Annotated in this window: 12 protein-coding genes; 4 read left to right on the top strand and 8 right to left on the bottom strand. The window is 67.5% G+C overall.

Annotation, left to right across the window (positions count from 1 at the left end):
- Window positions 1-16 precede the first annotated feature (16 nt).
- Both cbiB and cobU read right to left on the bottom strand, forming a co-directional pair.
- On the bottom strand, window positions 17-958 hold the full coding sequence (cbiB, locus tag AB3X86_RS00450; protein ID WP_368594526.1) for an adenosylcobinamide-phosphate synthase CbiB: 942 nt from the start codon (window positions 956-958) through the stop codon (window positions 17-19).
- Window positions 958-1,512 carry a bifunctional adenosylcobinamide kinase/adenosylcobinamide-phosphate guanylyltransferase gene (cobU, locus tag AB3X86_RS00445; protein WP_368594525.1) on the bottom strand — a complete coding sequence of 185 codons (555 nt, stop codon included), beginning with the start codon at window positions 1,510-1,512 and terminating at the stop codon, window positions 958-960. Before cobU ends, cbiB begins: the two co-directional genes overlap by 1 nt.
- A gap of 89 nt (window positions 1,513-1,601) precedes the next feature.
- Here cobU and AB3X86_RS00440 point away from each other — a divergent pair, with 89 nt between their 5' ends.
- Window positions 1,602-3,128 carry a cobyric acid synthase gene (locus AB3X86_RS00440; protein WP_368594524.1) on the top strand — a complete coding sequence of 509 codons (1,527 nt, stop codon included), beginning with the start codon at window positions 1,602-1,604 and terminating at the stop codon, window positions 3,126-3,128.
- 57 nt (window positions 3,129-3,185) lie between these two features.
- On the opposite strand, the gene AB3X86_RS00435 is transcribed toward AB3X86_RS00440, so the two are convergent.
- Window positions 3,186-3,605, bottom strand: a complete 420-nt coding sequence (locus AB3X86_RS00435) for a PaaI family thioesterase (RefSeq protein ID WP_013088711.1) — start codon at window positions 3,603-3,605, stop codon at window positions 3,186-3,188.
- A 245-nt stretch (window positions 3,606-3,850) separates the two neighbouring features.
- Here AB3X86_RS00435 and AB3X86_RS00430 point away from each other — a divergent pair, with 245 nt between their 5' ends.
- Entirely contained in the window at window positions 3,851-4,489 is a 639-nt protein-coding gene (locus AB3X86_RS00430) for a ParA family protein (RefSeq protein WP_176367012.1), read from the top strand.
- Between the two features lie 46 nt (window positions 4,490-4,535).
- On the opposite strand, the gene panD is transcribed toward AB3X86_RS00430, so the two are convergent.
- The 4 genes from panD to AB3X86_RS00410 all read right to left on the bottom strand — a co-directional run bounded on the left by panD (window position 4,536) and on the right by AB3X86_RS00410 (window position 7,240).
- On the bottom strand, window positions 4,536-4,922 hold the full coding sequence (gene panD / locus AB3X86_RS00425; RefSeq protein WP_018431692.1) for an aspartate 1-decarboxylase: 387 nt from the start codon (window positions 4,920-4,922) through the stop codon (window positions 4,536-4,538).
- Window positions 4,923-4,982: 60 nt separating this feature from the next.
- Window positions 4,983-5,816: a pantoate--beta-alanine ligase gene (gene panC, locus AB3X86_RS00420; RefSeq protein ID WP_368594523.1), complete on the bottom strand. Its 834-nt coding sequence runs from the start codon at window positions 5,814-5,816 to the stop codon at window positions 4,983-4,985.
- 282 nt (window positions 5,817-6,098) lie between these two features.
- Window positions 6,099-7,034, bottom strand: a complete 936-nt coding sequence (locus tag AB3X86_RS00415) for a ScpA family protein (RefSeq protein WP_368594522.1) — start codon at window positions 7,032-7,034, stop codon at window positions 6,099-6,101.
- 20 nt (window positions 7,035-7,054) lie between these two features.
- A complete protein-coding gene (locus AB3X86_RS00410; protein WP_013088716.1) occupies window positions 7,055-7,240 on the bottom strand; it encodes a DUF3460 family protein in 186 nt (61 codons plus the stop codon).
- Between the two features lie 267 nt (window positions 7,241-7,507).
- On the opposite strand from AB3X86_RS00410, the gene AB3X86_RS00405 reads away from it, so the two are divergent.
- Both AB3X86_RS00405 and AB3X86_RS00400 read left to right on the top strand, forming a co-directional pair.
- Window positions 7,508-9,355, top strand: coding sequence for an autotransporter assembly complex family protein (locus AB3X86_RS00405; protein ID WP_368594521.1), 1,848 nt, complete (start codon window positions 7,508-7,510; stop codon window positions 9,353-9,355).
- Between the two features lie 44 nt (window positions 9,356-9,399).
- Window positions 9,400-13,740 (top strand): translocation/assembly module TamB domain-containing protein, encoded by a 4,341-nt coding sequence (locus AB3X86_RS00400; RefSeq protein ID WP_368594520.1) that lies wholly within the window; start codon window positions 9,400-9,402, stop codon window positions 13,738-13,740.
- A 97-nt stretch (window positions 13,741-13,837) separates the two neighbouring features.
- Here the strand turns inward: AB3X86_RS00400 and metG are convergent, their stop codons facing one another.
- Window positions 13,838-15,973 (bottom strand): methionine--tRNA ligase, encoded by a 2,136-nt coding sequence (gene metG / locus AB3X86_RS00395; protein WP_368594519.1) that lies wholly within the window; start codon window positions 15,971-15,973, stop codon window positions 13,838-13,840.
- Window positions 15,974-16,250 lie beyond the last annotated feature (277 nt).

The following is a 16,250-nucleotide window of genomic DNA, read 5'->3' as shown; positions in this document are numbered from 1 at the left end:
ACGCGTGTCGTTTCGCTCAGCCATGAAACGGCACGCTCAACAAGGCCAGCACGATCAGTACGGCCAGCCACAGAATCACCGTGCGTTCGACCAGCATCAACGCGGCGCCCACATGACGCGCCTCGGCGCGATGCCCGAAGCCCAGCGTCGGCCGATGCTCGAGCGTGCCGTGATACACGGCGGGCCCGCCGATCAGCACGTTCAGGCTGCCGGCGCCGGACGCCATCACCGGTCCCGCGTTCGGGCTGTCCCAGCGTGGCGCCTGCTCGCGCCAGCAGCGCCATGCGGTCAGCGTGTCGCCGAGCAGCGCGTAGCTGGTGGCGGTCAGCCGCGCGGGAATCCAGTTCAGTACGTCGTCGATGCGCGCGGCGGCCCAGCCGAAGCGCACAAAGCGCGGCGTGCGATAACCCCACATCGCGTCGAGCGTATTGGCGAGGCGAAAGCCGAGCGCGCCAGGCCCGCCCGCTAGCGCGAACCAGAACAGCGCGCCGAAGATCGCGTCGTTGCCGTTTTCGAGCGCCGATTCGACCGCGGCGCGCGCGAGTGCGGCTTCGTCGGACTGACTGGTGTCGCGCGACACGATCCGCGCGGTCAGCTCACGTGCGGTGGCGAGATCGTGCTGGCCGAGCGCCCGCGAGATCGGCGCGATGTGATCGCGCAGGCTGCGCGCGCCGAGCGCGAACCACAGCAGCGCGACATGCAGCGCGCAGGCCGCGAACAACGGCAGCACGGCGACCAGCCACCACGCGATCAGCACCGGCGGCAGCACCGCGAGCGCCCACGCGAGCAGCCCCTTGAGCCGCAGACGCCGGTCGTGATTGAAGCGCGCCTCGATGCGCGCGGCCCAGTTACCGAAGCCGACCAGCGGATGCCGGCGGCTCGGCTCGCCGAACCAGCGATCGACGGCGACGCCCGCGACCGTGAGCGTCGCGACCAGCGGCATCGTCAGCGGCGGCATTACGAGCGGCTCGCGCTTTTCAGCGCGAGCGGCAGTCCCGCGACCATCAGCGTGGCCGCGCTGCTCAGTGCGGCGATGCGCTGATTGAGGCGGCCGAGTTCGTCGACGTAAAGACGGGTGGCTTCGCCAAGCGGCACGACGCCGAGCCCGATCTCGTTGCTGACGACGATGATCTTGCCGCGCGCGCCGGCGAGCGCCGCTTCGAACGCGGAGGCCTGCTCGTAGTAGTGCGACAGCGGCGGCGCGGTGCCGTCGGCGGGACACAGCAGGTTGGCGAGCCACAGCGTCAGGCAATCGATCAGCAGACACTGGCCCGGCGCGTCGTGTTGCGCGAGCGCGCCCGCGAGATCGTCGTCCGCTTCGACGAGCCCCCAGTGCGCGGGCCGCCGCGCGCGATGATGCGCGATGCGCGCGTTGAATTCGGCGTCGTCGGTGACGCGGGCGGTGGCGATGTAGGTGACGGGGAGGGCGCTGTCGCTGGCGAGCCGCTCGGCATGCGCGCTCTTGCCCGAGCGGGCGCCGCCGAGGACGAAGGTGAGGTCGCGGGGAGTCATGCCCTGATTGTACCGGCGCGATGGGATAATGCCGCTCGATTCCATTGCAACGCCACTGTCCACCTTCCACCTGCACCGCCGTGATCCGAATGCCCATTTCCCCCGACACCCTGCCCGTGCCTCGCGGCACGCTGATGATCCAGGGCACCACGTCCGACGCGGGCAAGAGCACGCTGGTCGCGGGACTGTGCCGCCTCGCGCGGCGCGCGGGCGCGCGGGTCGCGCCGTTCAAGCCGCAGAACATGGCGCTGAACAGCGCGGTCACCGTCGACGGCGGCGAGATCGGCCGCGCACAGGCATTGCAGGCGCTCGCCGCGGGCATCGACGCGCACACCGATCTGAACCCGGTGCTGCTGAAGCCGACCAGCGATCGCGGCGCGCAGGTGATCATTCACGGCAAGGCGCGCATCAATCTCGACGCGCGTGCCTATCACGACTACAAGCCGGTCGCGTTCGAGGCGGTGCTGGAGTCGTATGCGCGGCTGCGCGCGGCGTACGACACAATTTTCGTCGAAGGCGCGGGCAGTCCGGCTGAGATCAATCTGCGCGAGCGCGACATCGCGAACATGGGTTTCGCGGAGGCGGTCGATTGCCCGGTCGTGCTGGTCGCCGACATCGACCGCGGCGGCGTATTCGCGCACCTGACCGGCACGCTCGCGTGTCTGTCCGACAGCGAGCAGGCGCGGGTGCGCGGTTTCATCATCAACCGCTTTCGCGGCGACATCGGTTTGCTGAAGCCTGGGCTCGACTGGCTGGAAGCGAAGACCGGCAAGCCGGTGCTCGGGGTCGTGCCGTATCTGCACGGCCTGACGCTCGACGCCGAGGACATGCTGCCGCCCGAACTGCGCGCGGCGGCGAGCGGGGGATCGCGCCGGCTGCTGCGCGTGGTCGTGCCGGTGCTGCCGCACATCAGCAACCACACCGACTTCGACGCGTTGCGCGCGCATCCGCAGGTCGATTTTCACTATGTGCGCGCGGGTACGCCGCCGCCGGCCGCCGATCTGATCATCCTGCCGGGCTCGAAGAACGTGCCGGACGACCTCGCGTTTCTGCGCGCGCAGGGCTGGGGCGACGTGCTCGCGCGGCATCTGCGCTATGGCGGCCGGGTGATCGGCATTTGCGGCGGCATGCAGATGCTGGGACGAGAGATCGCCGATCCGCATGGCATCGAAGGCGCGCCCGGCACCTTTGCGGGCTTCGGCTGGCTCGACTATGCGACGGTGCTCACGCGCGACAAGACGCTGAAGAACGTGAGCGGGCGCCTCGCGCTGCCCGGCGCACCGGACGTCGCCGGCTACGAGATTCATATGGGCGAGACGCGCGGGCCGGCATTGGATACGCCGGCGCTGCGGCTCGACCGTGCTGGTCCGCGCGAGGGCGGCGCGGACTTCGGGCGTCCCGATGGCGCGTTGTCCGCCGACGGCCAGATTCTCGCGACCTATGTGCATGGCCTGTTCGACACGCCGGCCGCGTGCGCGGCGCTGCTCGCGTGGGCGGGGTTGAGCGACGCGGAAGCGCTGGACTATCCGGCGTTGCGCGAGGCGTCGCTGGAGCGGCTGGCCGATACGCTCGCCGAGCACGTCGATATGCGCGGGCTGTTCGCGGCGCTGGGGTGACGCTTTGCGCTGATCTTTTCGATCGGATCGAAAGCCATTGCTGCGCGGGCGCGTCGCTTAGTACAACACCATCTGCGTGCAACGAAACAGGGCGATGGTCTTACCATCGGGACCAGTGACCGTCGCGTCCCAGACCTGCGTGCTGCGCCCAAGGTGCACACTCTTCGCGACCGCGCGGATCGTGCCCTGTGTGGCGGTGCCGAGGAAGTTGCTCTTCAGCTCGACCGTCGTGAAATTGCGCGAATTTTCGGGCAGATGCGCGATGCACGCATAGCCGCAGGCGGTGTCGGCGAGGCCGATCACGGTGGCCGCGTGCAGGAAGCCGTTCGGCGCGAGCAGTTCCTCGCGCACGGTCAGTTCGGCGATCAGCGTGCCCTGGTCCACGGTCAGCACGCGCAGGCCCAGCAGGTCCGGCAGCGTGCCCTTCTGGCGCTCCTGCAGGCGTTCGACGGTGTATTCCGGGCGCAGTTTGCTCATGAGATTTCAGGTCCTTGTCGATAAAAACGGCGGTTTGCGGCGGCCGATTCGCGATGCGGGGGTTTCGGCCGCGCGGGATTTGTCGATATTATCAACGGCTGAACCGGTGGGCGAACCTGAAAGCCGAACTTCGAACGGCAGCGTTCATGGAGCCCGCCGGCGCCGGTCACAGCGGATCGGCGGGTACGGAGCAATAGCGCGGCAAACCGGCTGGCAGCGGTCCAGCCTTCTTTCCGGGAGATTTCATGTCGGTGATCGTGGTGGCGAATCCGAAGGGCGGCGTGGGCAAGAGCACGCTATCGACCAATCTGGCCGGCTATTTCGCCGCGGAGGGCGAATGGGTCGCGCTGGCCGACCTCGACAAGCAGCACTCCGCGCACGCGTGGCTCGAATTGCGGCCCTCCACGCTTCCGACCATCGAAACCTGGGAGGTCAATCCCGACACGCCGGCCAAGCCGCCGAAAGGCCTCGAGCACGCGGTCGTCGACACGCCGGCCGGCCTGCATGGCAATCGCATGAACATTGCGCTCGATCTCGCCGACAAGGTGATCGTGCCGCTCCAGCCGTCGCTGTTCGATATTCTCGCGACCCAGGAATTTCTCGAGCGGCTCGCGAAGGAAAAGGCGGTCAGAAAGGGCGCGATCGAGATCGGCGTGGTCGGCATGCGCGTCGATGCACGCACGCGCTCGGCCGAGCAGCTGCATCGCTTCGTCGAGGGATTGAAGCTGCCGGTGCTCGGCTTTCTGCGCGACACGCAGAACTACGTGCAGCTCGCGGCGCACGGCCTGACGCTGTGGGATGTCGCGAAAAGTCGCGTGGAGAAGGATCTCGAGCAGTGGCAGCCGATCGTCGAGTGGACGAACGGCGCGGGAAAGAAGGGCTGAGGCGGGGGCTGCCCGCCATCAGTGAAGCATCGAGCTGATGCCTCGCTCAGCTCCAGGCCTGCGTGGGCACGTGGTCGCGGCTACCCTTGATCTTGTTGTTTTCATCGACGAACACGAGGTCCGGCTTCCAGCCCGCCTTCAGCTCCGCCTCGTCGACCACCGCGAACGCCGCGATGATGACCAGATCGCCGAGCTGCGCGCGGCGCGCGGCCGAGCCGTTCAGCGAAATCATGCCGCTGCCGCGCTCACCCTTGATTGCGTAGGTCGAGAAGCGCTCGCCGTTGTTGATGTTCCAGATGTCGATGCGCTCGTTTTCGACGATGTTCGCCGCTTCCAGCAGGTCTTCGTCGATCGCGCACGAGCCCTCGTAGTGGAGCTCGCAGTGCGTGACCGCGACGCGGTGAATCTTCGACTTCAGCATATTGCGTTGCATGATCAATCCAATCCTGTGTGACAGCGCAGTGTAGCTGTGTTTGCGCGGGCGGGTGCGGCGTCAGACTTCGAGGTTGTCGATGAGCCGGGTCGCGCCGAGTTTCGCGGCGGCCAGCACGACGAGCGGTGCGTTGGCGTCCTGCGCGCCGGGCGCGATCAGGTTCGAGCGCTTGCGGATCGCGATGTAATCGGGATTCCAGCCGCGCGCCGCGAGCGTCGCTTTGGCGGACTCCTCGAGCTTCGCGAAGTCGCGCTCGCCCGCGAGCACCGCGTTGCGCACCCGATTGAGTTCGGCGGCCAGCATCGGCGCCTCGGCGCGCTCGGCGGCCGAAAGGTAGCGGTTGCGCGAGCTGAGCGCGAGGCCGTCGGTGTCGCGCACGGTTTCGGCGGCGACGATGTCGGTCGGCAGCGCGAATTGGTGGCACATCTGGCGCACGATCATCAGCTGCTGATAATCCTTCTTGCCGAACACCGCGACGCGCGGCTGTACGCACGACATCAGCTTCATCACCACGGTACAGACGCCGTGGAAGAAGCCGGGGCGGAATTCACCCTCGAGGATGTCGCCGAGATCGTGCGGCGGATGGACGCGATACTCCTGCGGCTCCGGATACATGTCCTTTTCGGTCGGCGCGAACAGCACGTAGACGCCTTCCTTCTGCAGCTTTTCGATGTCGGCTTCGAGCGTGCGCGGATATTTGTCGAAATCCTCGTTCGGGCCGAATTGCAGGCGATTGACGAAAATGCTCGCCACGACCGGGTCGCCGTGCTGGCGCGCGAGGCGCATCAGCGACAGATGGCCCTCGTGGAGGTTGCCCATCGTCGGCACAAAGGCCGTGCGATTCTGGCCGCGCAACTGGTCGCGCAATTCATGGATCGAGCTGATGACTTTCATGATCGGACAGGGATAGGCTCGCGCGGCGCGCGATCCGGTTGGCGCGACACCTGGCGGAATCGCGCGGGTCATCGCCTCGCCGGCAAATGACGGGTTCGGAGCGCGGATTGTAGTGGATTTGGGCAGCGGGCGCATCGGATCGCGGCGGCACTTCCGAGCGGCGCGCCGCGCGCTTGCCGCGCAGTTCCCGCTGAGGCCCGCCAGGCTTCGCTGCGACGGTTCCTAACGATTTTCCCGCGGTTGCGGCCGCGATCCGGCCGTTAAGCGGCTGTCTTTCCGCACTCAGGCCGGCAGATACGCCAATCGCACGTAAATCGGCGCGAACGGCTCCGCCTGAGTGATTTCGACGAGTGATTCACGGCACAGTTCGAGCACGGCGATGAAGTTCACCACGACCACCGGCACACCGCGGCTCGTGTCGAACAGATCGGAAAACTCGATGAAGCGCGCGTTCTGCAACTGCCGCAGGATCAGGCTCATGTGCTCGCGCACCGACAGTTCCTCGCGCGAAATCTTGTGATGCTGGACCAGCTTCGCACGCTTGATCACGTCGGCCCACGCGGCGCGCAGGTCGTCGCTGTTCACGTCTGGAAATCGCGGCGTGACGCTCTGCTCGATGTAGACCTCGGCGCGCAGAAAGTCGCGCCCGAGCTGCGGCAATTGGTCGATGCGTTGCGCGGCGAGCTTGATCTGCTCGTATTCGAGCAGGCGGCGCACCAGTTCGGCGCGTGGGTCTTCGGCTTCCTCGCCGGTGTCGGCCTTCTTGACCGGCAGCAGCATGCGCGACTTGATCTCGATCAGCATCGCGGCCATCAGCAGATACTCGGACGCCAGTTCGAGATTGGTCTTGCGCAGTTGCTCGACGTAACCGAGATATTGCTCGGTGACATCCGCCATCGGGATGTCGAGCACGTTGAAGTTCTGCTTGCGGATCAGGTACAGCAGCAGGTCGAGCGGCCCCTCGAAGGTCTCGAGGAACACCTCGAGCGCATCCGGCGGGATGTACAGGTCGTTCGGCAGCTTGAACAGCGGCTCGCCGTACAGACGCGCGAAAGCGACGCCGTCGACCGTGTCGGGCGTCGAATCGGTAGCGGGCGTGGCAAGCGCGGTGTCGGACGGTGCCGGCGCTGGGCCGCGAACCGGGCCGTGTATCGGGCCGTGAACTGGGCCGTGAACTGGGCCGTGAAGCGGACCATGCACCTCGTCAGCGTGACTCATCGTCGGCGTGACTTGAGGGCTTAGAAGTTCTGGTAGTACGAGTAGGGCGTCTGCTGCACGCGCGAAGCTTTCTGCTCGGCGCGCTCTTCCAGATCGATCGGCTGTTTGTCCCACAGCAGTGCGCGGCCTTTGCGTTGCTCGGCCTCCAGATTGGGCTTCTGTTGCTTGAGCTGGTTCAGGAACTGGGTGATGTCCGATTGATACATGGCTCGACGTCCGTGGTGGGTAAGGTGGCGGCTCTCGGGCTGGCCGCTGCGCGGTGCCTCGAGGGGGCGCCTTCGTCCGCGATTTTACCGCATGCGCCGCGCGCGGTCGAAAATCGCCGCAAGCCGTCTATTTTCGAGATGAAGCGCGGGGCGCCGCCTGGGGCACGATAGGGGCCGATTGGGGTCGCATTGTGGTCAAATAGCATGCCTCGATCGCGCAGCGCGGCCGGGACACGAGAATTCACTCATTGAGGCCGGAGGTCCTGTTTGGCGGGAGGTACGATCGACAAGCCGCGTGTGTGGCGCGGCGCAACCGGTCAGACGCGAGGGCGCGCGCGTGAGCGCGAGTCGCTCGCGCGGTGCTGGCTGCGCGTGTCGCTCGCCTTCGGCCTCCTGATGATGCTGCTCGCCGGGGGCGAGGCCTGCGCGGCGAGCAAGGCGCCGAGCTACAAGGTCGAGGTGGTCGCCGAGCCGCGCGCGCTGCGCCGGCTGCTCGAACAGAACCTCGATATCTCGCGTTTCGCGAAGCGCCCCGACGTCACCGACGACCAGTTCTCGTTCCTCATCACCGCGACGCCGCAGCAGGTGCGCGATCTCGCCGCGACGCAGGGCTATTTCTCCCCGCTCGTCAGCACCGACGTGCGCACAGTCGACAACATGCGCCAGGTCACCGTGCGCGTCGAGCCGGGCCCACAGACCAAAGTCACGTCGGTCGATCTGTCGTTTCGCGGCGCGGTGCTGACCGAAGACCCGTCGCGCGAAAACGCGACGCGCTTCGCGTTCTCGCTGCACGAGGGCCAGCCGTTCTCGCAGGGCGACTGGGACGACGCGAAGAACGCGTCGCTGCGCGAGCTGCAATCGCGCCGCTACCTCGCCGCGAAGATCTACCACTCCGAGGCGCTGATCGATCCGCGCACGCACACCGCGAAGCTGTCGGTGATCTACGACAGCGGGCCGACCTTCACGATGGGCCAGCTCGACGTGCAGGGCACGAGGCGCTATCCGGAACGCATCGTCCATAACGTCAATCCGATCTCGCCGGGCGACATCTACGACACGCGCACCGTCGCCGAGCTGCAACGGCAACTGCAGAACACCCCGTACTTCGCGAGCGTGGCGATCGACCTCGACAACGACCCCAGCAAGCCGCTCGACACGCCGGTGCACGTGAAGGTGTCGGAGTTTCCGTATCACAGCTTCCGCGGCGGCGTAGGCTATTCGACCGACAACGGTCCGCTCGTGCAGGGCGGCTACACGTATCTGAACACGTTCGGCGCGGCGTGGCCGTTCACCGTCGAGGGCCGCGCCGACCAGACTCAGCAGTACGGCCAGGTCCAGCTATCGATGCCGCCGGGCCTGCACGGCTGGACCAATAGCGTGCTCGCGTCGTACACGACCACCGACGTCTCCGACACGCGCATCTACAGCATCCGCGGCGGCGTGCAGCGCTCGCGCACGTCGCAGTTCCTCGACTACAGCTATTCGCTGCTGTTCTACGACGATAAGCTCGACCAGAACGCCGCGCCGCCGACCCGCGCGCACGCGCTGGTGCCGGGGTGGTCGTGGACGCGGCGCGACACCGATGACCCGCTGTTCCCGCGCCGTGGCAACCTGATCCACGTCGAGGCGGGCTTCGCGGTCAAGGGAGTGCTCGCCGACCAGTCGTTCATCCGCGGCTACGCGCGCGGCCAGCAGTATTTCCCGATTCGCGACAACGACATCGTGCTGATCCGCGCCGAACTCGGCGGCGTCTTCACGAGCGGCAGCTCGAGCGGCATTCCGGCGTCGCTGCTGTTCCGCGCGGGCGGTTCGAACTCGGTGCGCGGCTACGGCTTCCAGAGCATCGGTAACAACGTCGCCGGCTCGGTCCTGCCGACCAAATACCTGGTGACGAGCGCGGCCGAATACCAGCACTGGTTCTCGCGCAACTGGGGCGCGGCCGTGTTCTTCGACATCGGCACCGCCACCGACACCTGGGGCGAGAAAATTTTCTATCCGGGCGCCGGCGTCGGCGCGCGCTGGCGCAGCCCGGTCGGCCCGGTCAATCTCGATGTCGCTTACGGAATCCGCGACAACCGGGTGCGGCCGTATATCACGCTCGGCATCGCGTTCTGACGTTTGACGACAACCCGCCACCTTATTTGCCATCGTATTCACGCATGACCACCGACGTCACCGACCCGCCCCCCGCGCAGCCGCCCGGCGCCACGCCGCCAGGACCGCCGGACGGGCGGCAGCCGCCCGACACGCCGCCGCCGAAGCGGCGCTGGGGCCGGCTGCTGCTGAAGACGATCGCGGGCACGGTGATCATGCTGTTGCTGCTCGCCGTACTCGCGCTCGGCCTGTTGTACGGCGCGCTGACGACCGAACGCGGCACCGCGTATGCGTGGCACGCGGCCGTGAAGCTGCTGGGCGGCCGGCTCACCGGCACGCTCGACGGCGGCACGCTCGCGCAGGGCGTGCAACTGCGCGACGTGCGCTGGCGCAGCCTCGACGGCAACGGCACCGACATCCAGATCGACCGCGTCGCGGGCAGCTGGGCGCTCGCGCGCGAGCCGTGGCGGTTCACGATCGATTACCTGCACGTCGGCACGATCGAGGCGCGCGTGGGCCCGCCGTCGCCGAGCAGCAACGAGCCGATGAAACTGCCGCAAGATCTGCAATTGCCGATGCAGCTGGAGATCCGCGACGTGCGGGTCGAGCGGCTGCTGCTGCACCAGGGCGCGTCGACGACGGAGCTGTCGAGCTTCGCGTTTCATGGGCGCAGCGACGGGCGTCATCACGAGGCCGCGATCGACCGGCTCGAGACGCCGTTCGGGGCGCTGACGGCAGCGGCGAAACTCGATGGCGTGCAGCCGTTCCCGCTCACGGGCGAAGTCGGTTATGCGGGCAAGGTCAACGATGAAGCGGTGCAGGTCGCAGGTCACCTGAGCGGCACGCTCGAGCAACTGGTCGCCGAGCTCGATGCGAGCGGCATGAAGCTCGCCGGCCACGCGCGGGTCGAAGCGGCGCCGTTTGCCGCGGTGCCGTTGCAGCGCGCGACGCTGAGCTTCGATCATGTGAATCCGCAGGCCTTCGCGCCCGGTGCGCCGTTGGCCGATCTGGCGGTGCGCGCGGAGTTGCAGCCGGTGGAGTCCGGCGCGGCCAGCACAGCCCACGCAGCGAGCGCGGCCAGCGCGGCCGAACCGTCGGCCGCCAGCCATCCGCACCACGTGTTCGGCGGCCATCACGCGCCGGTCGAACCGGCGGCGGGTTTCGCCGTCGCCGGCCATATCTCGATCGTCAACGCGAAACCCGGCGCAATCGACCAGAAACTGCTGCCGCTGATCGACGCGAACGCCGACGTGCGGCTCGACGCCCGCACGCAGAGCATCGCCAACCTGAACGTGCGGCTCGTGCGCAACGCGACGCTCACCGGCGGCGGCACGCTGAGCGGCCGGCACGGCCAGCTCGATCTGAACGTCGCGCGGCTAGACCTGAACGCGCTGCAGGCGACCGTGCGGCCGACGCAACTGTCCGGCCCGATCGGCATCCGCCTGAACGACGACATCCAGAGCCTGACGCTCGATCTCGCCGACCCCGCCGCCGCGCTGCGCGCGCAGGGCAAGATCACGTTCGACCCCGCACGCATCAGTTTCAACGACATGCGCGTCACGTCGGGCCGCGGCCGCATCGATCTATCGGGCGCGCTGAAGCACGATGCGAACTCGACCTACAACCTGAAAGCGCAACTGACCGATTTCGATCCGCTGTCGCTGACCTCGCAGATGCCGGCGCGCACGCCCGTCACGAGTTCCGGCGCGCCCGCCGCGAGCGGCGCGCGGAGCGAGCGGCAAGCGCAGGCCGCGGCGCTCGCGGGCAGCACCGCTCGCGCGAAGAGCGCGGCGCCCGGCGATCAGGCCGCGGCCATCGCAAAGAACACCGCGCAGGCGGCGGTGCGGACCGAAGTGCTCGAGCGCAGGACGCCCGCGCCCGCGCATCGCGCAGCCGGGCGCGCGGCCCTGCGCCCGGCCACACCCGCGCGCAGGATCGAGGCGCGCGTAACCGCCACGATCACCGCGGCCGGTGTGCTCGCGCCGGTCTTCACGACGCGCGCCGAATTCACGCTCGGCCCGAGCGTCTACAACGACCTGCCGCTGACGGGCGGCGGCATGATCCAGTTGGCCGGCTCGCGAATCCTGCCGAGCCGCGCGAATCTTTCCGTAGCGGGCAATCAGGTCAATCTGCAAGGCAGCTTCGGCGCGGCCGGCGACCGGCTGCGCTTCGCCATCGACGCGCCGCAGCTCGATCGGCTCGGCTTCGGCCTCGCGGGTGCGGTCGCCGCTGACGGCGACGTGACCGGCTCGTTCGCGCATCCGAACGTGACGCTGAATTACAAGGCCGACAGCGTCGTATTCGCGAGCAACCGCGTCGGCCACGCACAAGGCCATGCCGAGTTGCGCGACGGCGCGAACGGCGCGCTCGCGTTCACGACCGACGCGCGCAATGTGAGCGCGGGCGGCGTGGACCTCGCCACGCTGAGCGCCCGCCTGTCCGGCACGCGCGCGAATCACACGCTCGAAGCCGCCGCGACCGGCAAGCTGCAGGACCGTCCGCTTGACCTGACGCTCGCCGCCCACGGCAAGCTGACCGACACGCGCGACGGCTCGCGCTGGGACGGTACCGTCACGCGTCTGCAGAATCGCGGTACGCCGGCGCTCAATCTTGAATCACCGCTCGCGGTCAGTGCCGGGCCGGGCCACCTGACGCTCGGCGCGACGCGCCTGACGATTGAAGGCTCGGTGCTGGCCCTGAAGTCGTTCGCGTTCGATCACGGCCGCATCCAGTCGACTGGCAGCCTGACCGATGTGTCGCTCGCGCACTTGCAGGAGCTGCGTCGCCAGATCACCGGCGAGCCGCCCGCCGTGCGCACCGACCTCGTGTTCGACGGCGACTGGGACTTCTCGCTCGGCACGACGGCCAGCGGCCACATCGAGCTGCGCCGGCGCAGCGGCGACGTGACGGTCGAAATCGGCCGCGGGCTCGCGTCGATGGGCATTGGCGCGATCCGCGCGCGCGCCGAATTCACCGGCGGCAACCGGCTCAACGCGACGGTGCATGCGCAGGCGAGCCGCATCGGCGTGATCGATGCCGACGCGCACACGCCGCTAGTGCTGCGCGACGGCATGTTGACCGTCGATCCGCAGAGCGCGCTGTCGGGCAACGTCAACGCGAACGTGCCGTCGCTGCGCACGACGGGCGGCCTGCTCGGCCCGAGCTACCTGCTCGACGGCCGTCTCGCGCTGCAACTCGCGCTCGGCGGCACGGTCGCGAAGCCGAACGTGACCGGCTCGCTGACCGGCGACGGTCTGTCCGCGACGGTCGTGAGCCAGGGCGTGCAACTGAAGGACGGCGTCGTGCGCATCGCGCTGTCGCAGAACACGGTGGACTTCCAGCAGGTCGAGTTCCACGGCGCGAGCGGCACGCTGCGCGCGACCGGCCGCGTGCGCCTCGACAGCGCGGAGCCCGACATGACCGCGAGCATCGTCGCGGACAAGCTCGATGTGTTCGCGTCGCCGGACCGCCATCTGTCGCTGTCGGGCAGCGCGAACATCTCGAACGGCGGCGTGGAGCGCGGCCCAGTGATCGACGGCAAGTTCGTGGTCGACCGCGCGCTGTTCGATCTGCCCGAGCAGGCCGCGCCGAGCCTCGGCGACGACGTCGTGATCATCCGCCCGGACGGCACGCGCTCGGGCGGCCGGCCGCGTCCGACCGAAGGCGGTCAGCCGCCGGCGAGCCCGTTCGCGCCACGCGCGAACATCGAGATCGGCCTCGGCAACGACTTCCGTTTCCGCGGCAAGGGCGCCGATCTCGGCCTCGCCGGTACGATCACCGCGACGAGCGCGCCGAATACGCCGCTGCGCGCGGTCGGCAACGTGCGCGTCACGCCGGGTTCGACCTACACCGCATTCGGCCGCAAGCTCACGATCGAGAACGGCTTCTTCACGTTCAACGGTCCGGTCACGAATCCGGGCATCAACATCCTCGCGATGCGCCGCAACCAGCAGGTCGAGGCCGGCGTGCAGGTTACCGGCACGCTGCAGGCGCCGGTCGCGCGGCTCGTGTCGGAGCCGAGCGTGCCGGACAACGAAAAGCTGTCGTGGCTGCTGTTCGGCCACGGCACCGACCAGGGCAACAACCTCGGCCAGCAGAGCACGATGACGACCGCGCTCGCGCTGCTCGGCAGTGCGACGGGCGCGCGGATCGCGCAGACCGTCGGGCTCGACGAGTTTTCGATCGGCCGCAGCGATGTCGGTCTGACCGATCCGCAAGTCGTGATGGTGTCGAAGGCGATCAACGAGTGGCTCGTGATCGGCTACGAGCAGGGGCTGCAGTCGGCCAGCAATGCGATCAAGGCGACGATCAATCTGACGCGGTACTGGTCGCTGGTCGTCTACGGCGGCACGTTCTATGGCGCCGACGTGCTCTACACGCGGCGCTTCGATCGGATCGCGTGGTGATGAGGGCAGCATAAAAAAACGGCACGCCTGGAAGCGTGCCGTTTTCGTCATATCTGCGTGCTGCGAGGTGGGTCGGGGCGCCCGAAAGCGCCGCGCGTTACTTCACGCGCATGCCGGGCTTCGCGCCGCTATGCGGCTCGAGCACGTAGAGGCCCGGTTCGGCCTTCTCGTCCGCGGCCGAGGCCGCCAGCACCATGCCTTCGGACATGCCGAACTTCATCTTGCGCGGCGCGAGGTTCGCGACCATCACGGTCAGCTTGCCGATCAGCTGCTCGGGCTGATACGCGGACTTGATGCCCGAGAACACGTTGCGGGTCTTCTCTTCGCCGACGTCGAGCGTCAGTTGCAACAGCTTGTCCGAGCCTTCCACCACCTTGCAGTCGACGATCTTCGCGATACGCAGATCGACTTTCGCGAAGTCGTCGATCGAGATGATGCCGGACTCTTCTTCCTTCGCGGCGGCGGCGGCCTTGGCGTGGGCCTTCGCCTTCGCCTTCGCGTCGGCCGCCGCCGCTTCCGGCGTGGCCTGCAGCGACTCGCGATTGGCCGCGAGCAGCGCCTCGATCTGCTTCGGATCGACGCGCGTCATCAGATGCTTGTACGCGTTGATCGGGCGCGCCGAGTTGAGCGGTACAGTGGCGTCGGCCCACACCAGCGGCTCGATGCCGAGGAATGCCTCGACCGCTTCGGCGAGCTTCGGCAGCACCGGCTTCAGCGCGAGCGACAGCAGGCGGAACGCCTCGATGCTGACGCTGCAGGTCTCGTGCAGTGCGACCGCGTTGGCCGGGTCTTTCGCCTGATCCCACGGCTTCGCGGTATCCACGTACGCGTTGACCGCGTCGGCGAGCTCCATGGTTTGACGCAGCGCGCGGCTGTACTCGCGTGCCTCGTAGTGCGCGGCGATCTGCGGCAGCGCCGCGCGCAGCGTGCCGAGCAGCGGATGGTGCATCGCGCTGTCCTGTACGCGGCCGTCGAAACGCTTGATCAGGAAGCCGGCCGCGCGGCTCGCGATGTTCACGTACTTGCCGACCAGATCGCTGTTCACGCGCGCCTGGAAGTCGTCCAGATTCAGGTCGAGGTCTTCCATCGTGCTGTTCAGCTTGGCCGCGAAATAGTAGCGCAGCCATTCCGGATTCAGGCCGGTGTCGATCACGCTTTGCGCGGTGATGAAGGTGCCGCGCGACTTGGACATCTTCGCGCCGTCGACGGTCAGAAAGCCGTGCGCGAACACGTTGGTCGGCGTGCGATGGCCCGAGAATTCGAGCATCGCGGGCCAGAACAGCGTGTGGAAATACAGGATGTCCTTGCCGATGAAGTGGTACTGCTCGGCCGTCGAGCCCTGGCGGACCCACGCGTCGAAATCGAGGCCGCGCTTTTCGGCGAGGTTCTTGAAGCTCGCGTAGTAACCGACCGGTGCGTCCAGCCACACGTAGAAATATTTGCCGGGTGCGCCCGGAATCTCGAAGCCGAAGTACGGCGCGTCGCGCGAGATGTCCCAGTCGGCGAGCTTGGCTTCGCCGGCGTCGCCGAGCCATTCACGCATCTTGTTGGTGGCTTCCGGCTGTGCAAGGCCGCCGACCCATGCGCGCAGGAAGTTCTCGCAGCGCGGATCGGACAGGCGGAAGAAGTAGTGCGTCGAGGTCTTGCGGATCGGCGTCGCGCCCGAGACGACCGAGTACGGATTGACGAGCTCGGTGGGCTGGTAGGTCGAGCCGCAGACTTCGCAGCTGTCGCCGTATTGGTCTTTGGCGCCGCATTTCGGGCACTCGCCCTTGATGAAGCGGTCCGGCAGGAACATTTCCTTGACCGGGTCGTACGCCTGTTCGATCTCGCGCGCGTCGATCAGCCCCGCTTCCTTCAGCGCGAGGTAGACGTTTTCGCTGAGCACGCGGTTTTCGTCGGAATCGGTCGAGTAATAGTTGTCGAACGAGATGCCGAAGCTGTCGAAGTCGCGCTTGTGCTCCAGCCACACGCGATCGATCAGCTGTTTCGGCGTCAGTCCTTCTTTTTCCGCGCGTAGCATGACCGGCGTGCCGTGCGTGTCGTCGGCGCCGACGTAGTAGACCTCGTGGCCGTGCATTCGCAGCGCCCGGACCCAGATGTCCGTCTGGATATATTCGACCAGATGGCCGATATGAATCTGCCCGTTCGCATACGGAAGGGCCGACGTGACGAGAATCTGACGGCGGCTTGACGGGGCGCCTGCGCGGAGGTCGGTGGCGGGTGCTGACATAAGGATCGGGGTGCCTGCGGTGGGACGAAACGATGATTTTAGCAGGGCGCACGCCGCACGCGGGCTGGGACGCGGCGGGCTGGACGAGCGGAGCGGAAGGGGATCGGCGCCGCGGTGACGGACAACCGGGGCGACGCCCGCGAGCGAGATGCAAAACCGCGCGAGCAAAAAAAACCGGGGTCGATAAACCCCGGAGCAACAACGACAAGAGGAGAATGGTGACGTGACGGCTTCGCCAGTCACGTACCGTAAAGAGAGACCGCGGATTTTCCGTAGA

Source organism: Paraburkholderia sp. BR14374, from assembly GCF_040948685.1.
Classification (GTDB): Bacteria; Pseudomonadota; Gammaproteobacteria; order Burkholderiales; family Burkholderiaceae; genus Paraburkholderia; species Paraburkholderia youngii.
Note: the sequence above shows the minus strand (reverse complement) of the source record. Positions and strands in the feature narration are given on the sequence as shown.

Bases quoted from the DNA above. Each gene is read 5' to 3' on its own strand.
- AB3X86_RS00415 (WP_368594522.1), bottom strand. From the start codon at position 7,034: ATGAGTCACGCTGACGAGGTGCATGGTCCGCTTCACGGCCCAGTTCAC.
- metG (WP_368594519.1), bottom strand. From the start codon at position 15,973: ATGTCAGCACCCGCCACCGACCTCCGCGCAGGCGCCCCGTCAAGCCGC.
- cbiB (WP_368594526.1), bottom strand. From the start codon at position 958: ATGCCGCCGCTGACGATGCCGCTGGTCGCGACGCTCACGGTCGCGGGC.
- AB3X86_RS00440 (WP_368594524.1), top strand. From the start codon at position 1,602: ATGCCCATTTCCCCCGACACCCTGCCCGTGCCTCGCGGCACGCTGATG.
- AB3X86_RS00410 (WP_013088716.1), bottom strand. From the start codon at position 7,240: ATGTATCAATCGGACATCACCCAGTTCCTGAACCAGCTCAAGCAACAG.
- AB3X86_RS00400 (WP_368594520.1), top strand. From the start codon at position 9,400: ATGACCACCGACGTCACCGACCCGCCCCCCGCGCAGCCGCCCGGCGCC.
- AB3X86_RS00435 (WP_013088711.1), bottom strand. From the start codon at position 3,605: ATGAGCAAACTGCGCCCGGAATACACCGTCGAACGCCTGCAGGAGCGC.
- panC (WP_368594523.1), bottom strand. From the start codon at position 5,816: ATGAAAGTCATCAGCTCGATCCATGAATTGCGCGACCAGTTGCGCGGC.
- cobU (WP_368594525.1), bottom strand. From the start codon at position 1,512: ATGACTCCCCGCGACCTCACCTTCGTCCTCGGCGGCGCCCGCTCGGGC.
- panD (WP_018431692.1), bottom strand. From the start codon at position 4,922: ATGCAACGCAATATGCTGAAGTCGAAGATTCACCGCGTCGCGGTCACG.
- AB3X86_RS00430 (WP_176367012.1), top strand. From the start codon at position 3,851: ATGTCGGTGATCGTGGTGGCGAATCCGAAGGGCGGCGTGGGCAAGAGC.